Source organism: Dietzia sp. B44, assembly GCF_014145245.1.
Classification (GTDB): Bacteria; Actinomycetota; Actinomycetes; order Mycobacteriales; family Mycobacteriaceae; genus Dietzia; species Dietzia natronolimnaea.
In genome coordinates this window covers 1-4,562 of record NZ_JAALEF010000377.1, presented here as the reverse complement: position 1 = coordinate 4,562, position 4,562 = coordinate 1, and the positions used below count along the sequence as shown (strand labels likewise).

At 72.4% G+C, this 4,562-nt stretch carries 6 protein-coding genes; all 6 read right to left on the bottom strand.

Going from position 1 to position 4,562, the window contains the following annotated elements:
• Positions 1-802 (bottom strand): AAA family ATPase (locus G6017_RS16865; protein WP_347237997.1); only part of this gene is annotated, 802 nt, incomplete at its 3' end.
• Between the two features lie 9 nt (positions 803-811).
• Positions 812-1,741, bottom strand: a complete 930-nt coding sequence (locus G6017_RS12315) for an NAD kinase (protein WP_182610359.1) — start codon at positions 1,739-1,741, stop codon at positions 812-814.
• The gene (locus tag G6017_RS12310) at positions 1,738-2,556 is read right to left on the bottom strand and encodes a TlyA family RNA methyltransferase (protein WP_277819599.1); all 819 of its coding nucleotides are present in this window, start codon (positions 2,554-2,556) and stop codon (positions 1,738-1,740) included. The genes G6017_RS12315 and G6017_RS12310 overlap by 4 nt, the downstream gene beginning before the upstream one ends.
• Positions 2,556-2,771 (bottom strand): hypothetical protein, encoded by a 216-nt coding sequence (locus G6017_RS12305; protein ID WP_304814591.1) that lies wholly within the window; start codon positions 2,769-2,771, stop codon positions 2,556-2,558. The genes G6017_RS12310 and G6017_RS12305 overlap by 1 nt, the downstream gene beginning before the upstream one ends.
• Before the next feature lie 10 nt (positions 2,772-2,781).
• A complete protein-coding gene (locus G6017_RS12300) occupies positions 2,782-3,780 on the bottom strand; it encodes an HAD-IIA family hydrolase (RefSeq protein ID WP_304814589.1) in 999 nt (332 codons plus the stop codon).
• 5 nt (positions 3,781-3,785) lie between these two features.
• On the bottom strand, positions 3,786-4,562 hold a 777-nt coding region (locus tag G6017_RS12295), incomplete at its 5' end, for a tetratricopeptide repeat protein (protein ID WP_182610357.1).

Below are 4,562 nucleotides of genomic sequence, written 5' to 3'. Positions count from 1 at the left end.
TGAGCCGCTGCCGCAACTGGTCCAGGACGTTGACGACCGGCTCCGCGGTCTCTCCGTCTCCCGTCAGCGTCTCGTGTGCCTGCCCGGCCACCTCACGCAACTCCTCCGAGTCGGTGAGACGCCGGATGACCGCGTCGAGCTCGGCCTCCTCCCCCGGTCTGGGGTCCAGGGCGTCGATCTCGTCGAGCCCGTGGCGCAGCAGGTCGGCCTCGCGGGCCAGCTCGCGGGCGCGCCCCGTGCGCTCTGCCAGCGACCTCTCGGCCTCACGCCACCGGTGGAAGGTCTCCCGGTACGCCCTGAGTGCGACCCGCGCCCGCTCGCCCCCGTGGGAGTCGACCGCCTCGCGCTGCCGGTCCGGACGCAGGAGCCGGAGCTGGTCGTTCTGGCCGTGGACCGCGAGTACCGGGGAACAGAACCGGGCCAGGGTGCCGGCGGGCACCGACCGACCACCCAACCGGGCCCGGGAGCGTCCGTCGGCGCCGACCCGGCGGGCCGCGATCACCGTCCCGTCCTCGTCGAGCTCAACGTCCGCCTCCTCGAGGAGTCTGTCGAGCTGGTCTCTGTCCTCGGAAGCCATCGTCGCCGCGGCGGCCAGGTCGAACCGCCCCTCCACCACGGCCTTGTCGGCACCGCGGCGAACCCGGCCCGGATCGGCGCGCCCCCCGGCCAGAAGCCTCAGACCGGTGACGACCATGGTCTTGCCGGCGCCGGTCTCACCGGTCAGGACCGACAGGCCCGGGGCGAAATCGGCCACGGCCTCGTCGATGACGCCGAGTCCGCTGATCCGAAGTTCCGTGAGCACGCACCCACCCTAGGGGAGGGGGCGGGCGGCGGACCGGCCACGCCACCCGGTCACCGGGAGTTCGAACTTGGTCACCAGTCGGTCCGTGAACGGTGAGTCGTCCAATCGCACCCACTTGACCGGCCTCCGGCCGCGCACCACCTCCACGCGGCTACCGGCGGGGGCGTCGACCAGCCGCCGCCCGTCGAGCACGACCACCGCGGGCCCCGACCGGGTCCCGGTCTCCACGGCGACACGCGAACTCGGCGCCACCACCATGGGCCGGGCGAACAGGGCATGGGCGTTGTTCGGGACCACCAGGATCGCGTCGAGCTCCGGCCAGACGATCGGCCCTCCCGCGGAGAACGCGTAGGCCGTCGACCCGGTCGGGGTCGACACGAGCATGCCGTCGCACCCGTAGTCGCTCACCGGTCGCCCATCGATCTCGACCGACGCCTCGAGGACGCCCTGCCGGGAGACCTTCTCGATACTCACCTCGTTGAGCGCCCAGTCGTGGCCGAGGACGGTGTCCCCGTGCATGACGGTGGCCTCGACCGTCATGCGCTCGACCACCCGGTAGTCCCGGTCGGCGATCTGTTCGACGACCCCGTGCAGCGAGGAGACCTCCGACTCGGCGAGGAACCCGACATGCCCGAGGTTGACCCCCAGCACCGGCACATCGGCCGCGGTGGCGTACTGACACGCCCGCAGGAACGTCCCGTCCCCACCCAGGACCAGGACGAGCTCGCACCCGTCGGCGGCGTGCGGAGTGTCGGCGACCGACTCCACGCCCGTCCCCGTGGCGACGTTCTCACTCGTGTCGGCGAGCATGCGCACCGCGATCCCCCGGTTCGCGCAGGCGTCGACGACCTGGGCGACGATGGCGACGATGTCCGGCCGCTCGATATTGGCCTCGAGCAGGATCCGGCGGGGCGTCCCCTGACCTGTCATGTCCGTCATTTCGGCCCCTCCTCCACGGCGCGGTGGATGGCGTCCGACGCCTGGTGGGTCAGCTCCACCGGGGCGCCCGACCCGGTCTTGCGGAGATGGAGGAAGTACTCGACGTTCCCGGACGGCCCCGGGAGCGGGCTGGCCACGCAGCCGAGGACCTCCAGCCCGAGCGCCGCAGCGGCGCGCGCGACACCCGTGACCGCCTCGATCCGGAGGGCGGGGTCGCGGACGACGCCACCCTGGCCGACCCGCTCGCGGCCCACCTCGAACTGCGGTTTGACCATCGGCAGCAGATCCCCGCCGGTGCGGACGCACGCGGTCAGTGCGGGCAGGACGAGCGGGAGGGAGATGAAGGACAGGTCCGAGACCACCACGTCGACCTCGCCCCCGATGTCCTCGGGAGTGAGGGATCGCACGTTGGTCTTGTCGTGGACCCCGACGCGACCGTCGCTGCGCAGGCGCCACACGAGTTGCCCGTAGCCCACGTCCACCGCCTCGACGCGGGCGGCACCACGTGAGAGCAGAACGTCGGTGAAGCCTCCCGTGGAGGCACCGGCGTCGAGACAGCGCGCACCGTCGACGCGCACACCGAAGGCGTCCAGCGCACCGATGAGTTTGTGGGCTCCCCGGGAGGCCCAGTCCGGTTCGTTCGACGCGGCGAGCGCGATCGAGGTGGTGGGCTCCACCTGGGTCGCGGGTTTGCTGGCCGCCACCCCGTTGACGATCACACGCCCGGAGCCGATGAGGTCCCGGGCCCGTTCCCGACTGTCACACATCCTGCGGCGGACCAGCTCGGCGTCCAGGCGCCTCCGTGTGACCGCCATCAGCGGGCGGCGTCCAGGACGGAGAGCGCTCGGGCGAGCAGGTCATGAGCGGCGTCCAGGGCCCGGACCTGATCGTCGCGGACCACCCCGCCGTCATCGCCGTCGGCCGTCGACGGCCCGACGGAGTCGGCGAGGAGATCGTCGAACGCCGAGCGGAGCTCGTCGACGTCCGGGCCCACGGGGCCTGGAAGTGGTGTCGGTCCGGGAGTGCTCACGCGGTCCACGCTAGCCCACGACGAGTCCCGCATCGGCGAGCCGCGACCGCGCACCGTCACCGGGATCCGCGAGTGCGGTCACCCCGTGCAGCCACGCCTGACGGATGACGCTGCGCGCGAGGTCGACGCCACTCAACGTCTCCGGGATCCCCTGCAGGTGAAGAGAACCGTCCAGCACCCTCGCGTCGAGTCCGGCGGCCGACTCGATATGACTCGACTCGGGCGGCGCCGCGAGCGCCGAGAGGTCCCGGGCCAGGTGAGTGGCGCGACGACGCTCCTCGGCGACCAGCAGGTCGGCCGTCCCGTGGACACCGGTCAGGACCAGAAGTGAGGGCATGTCGGCCGCGACCGCCCCTTCGATGTCGGTGTCGAGCCTGTCGCCGATGACCAGTGGACGCGTCGCGCCGACGAGGTCGGCGGCGGCCCTGAGCACCCCGGCGGCCGGTTTCCCCGCCACGACGGGTTCGCGGTCCGTCGCCGCACGAAGCGCCGCGACCAGCGAGCCGTTGCCGGGGAGCAGGCCCCGCTCGGTGGGTAGCGTCGTGTCGGTGTTGGAGGCCACCCACGGAACCCCACGGCGGATCGCGAGGCACCCCTCGGCGAGGTCGCCCCAGGTCAGCTCGCGGGACAGCCCCTGGAGGACCACCTCCGGATGGTCGTCGGCCGAGTGGACGACCTCGTAGCCAGCCTCCCTGGCGAGGTCGCGGAAGCTGTCGTGGCCCACCACGAGAACCCTCGCGCCGGCGTCGACGTGATCGACCAACATCATCACCGCCGCCTGGGCACTCGTCATGACATCGGACGCGCGGGCGGTGAAACCCAGGTCGCGGAGGTGTGCCGCGGTGTCGGCGGGAGCACGGCTCGCGTTGTTGGTCACGTAGACCACCGGGAGCCCCGAGGCGTCCAGTGCCTCGGCCGCGCCCGGTACGGGCTCGGAACCTCGGATGAGCGTCCCGTCGAGGTCCACGAGAAGTGCGTCGTGCAGATCCGACAGAGTGGCTGGTGACACCGGGGTCAGTCCTCGAGCTCCGCCAGGCGCGACTCCGCGTCCGTGTGATGATCAGGGTCGGCCGCCACCGCATGGCCGAACCATGCGGCGGCCTCGTCCTTCCGACCGGACGCCAGCAGCACCTCCGCGTACGCGTAGTCCAACCGTGCCGCCTCCTCGCCCACCGCCGCCGGATCGGCTCCGGCGTCCTGGAGGGTCACCAGGGCGGCGTCGAGCTGGCCCATGTCCACCCGCGCACCGGCTTCGACGATGCGCAGTTCCACGAGGTCCTCACCGGAGACCTGGCGGGACTCCTCCCCCCGGGCGAGCTCGATGGCCTTCTGCGGGCGCTCGAGACCCCGCTCGCAGTCGGCCATCATCGCGAGCAGACCGGGACCTCCCGAGATCCGTCGGGCCGCACGCAGTTCCCCGAGGGCCTCGGACCACTCACGGGCCCGGTAGGCGAGCACTCCGAGGGTCTCCCGGACGACGCCTATCCGCCCGGCGCGATTCTTCGCGGCCCGCCCGTGGGCGAGGGCCAGCTCGGGATCGTCGTCCACGAAATGCATCGCCGCGACCAGGTGCCGAGCCACCAGCTCGGCGTTCGCCTTGTCCAGTCCACGGAGGTCCCGCCTGATCTCCATGTCGAGATCTGCGGCCTCGATCTCGTCGGGGAGGGCCGGTTCGTCGACCCGCGCTGCCTGGCGGGCGTCCTGACCGGGGCGACCGGCGGATCGCCGGTCGTCGAACTGCCGTCCGCCACCGCGCGACTCACCGCGGGACGCCCCACCGCGGCGGTCGGC

Coding starts and splice junctions, on each gene's coding strand:
- G6017_RS12315 (WP_182610359.1), bottom strand. CDS start 1,741: ATGACGGACATGACAGGTCAGGGGACGCCCCGCCGGATCCTGCTCGAG.
- G6017_RS12310 (WP_277819599.1), bottom strand. CDS start 2,556: ATGGCGGTCACACGGAGGCGCCTGGACGCCGAGCTGGTCCGCCGCAGG.